Consider the following 724-nt stretch of genomic DNA (forward strand, 5'->3'; position numbering starts at 1 on the left):
TGAGCGGCGAAGTTGGTGCTGGTGATAGCCGCGTGGGCGCGGTTTAGGTGATACTGCCGGGTATGTCGCTCGATGAGGTGGTGGCTGAGGCTGGCCGTGTATTGGGCGATGCGCGCAGGCTTTTCGGGGCGGCGCCGATGATTAACGGGGGTTGGTCATCAACGTCGGGACTGGTGACGGGTCGCCAGGTTGTGGCAGGCGCGGGACAGGCCGCCGCCGCAGGCTGGGGTGGTGCGGCGGCCACCGGGTACGGCGTTGCCAACACTGGGCAGCTATTTTCCCTGGATCACACCATCGCCGCCGACGCGGGGACCGGCCCGCCGCTGACCGGCGTGGGAGAGGCTGCTGCCGCGGGTGGCGGGGGCATGGATGGGGTGATCACCGATACCCGTTCGGGGGTGGCCGCGATCGCTCCTGCCACCGGAACCCCGGCAGGCAAGCGGGAATTGGTGACGCATTTGCAAAGCCAGCTGGATCGGGCCAAGGCCCTGTTGCGCATCTGTGAGCGGCGCAATATGGAGCTGGCGGCGTTGATCGGGCGAGGTGCCGGCGGCTACGGCGCAGGGATGGGCGCGATGCCGATGGGCGCCGGCGCCATGACCGGTGGCATGCCGATGGGCGGCCTGGGCGCCGCCGGCGGGGGAGTGGGCAGCCCACTTTCTATCCCCGGCCTCGACACCGCCCTGTCCGGGCTTACCCGAAACCACCACCACACCAACCCCGA

The 724-nt window shown here is 69.5% G+C and carries 1 pseudogene; it reads left to right on the plus strand.

What is annotated here, in order from left to right:
• Window positions 1–173: 173 nt before the first annotated feature.
• A pseudogene (locus HMPREF0591_RS30070) lies at window positions 174–724 on the plus strand (C40 family peptidase); the annotation flags it as partial.

Origin of the sequence: Mycobacterium parascrofulaceum ATCC BAA-614 (assembly GCF_000164135.1) — a bacterium.
Taxonomy (GTDB): domain Bacteria; phylum Actinomycetota; class Actinomycetes; order Mycobacteriales; family Mycobacteriaceae; genus Mycobacterium; species Mycobacterium parascrofulaceum.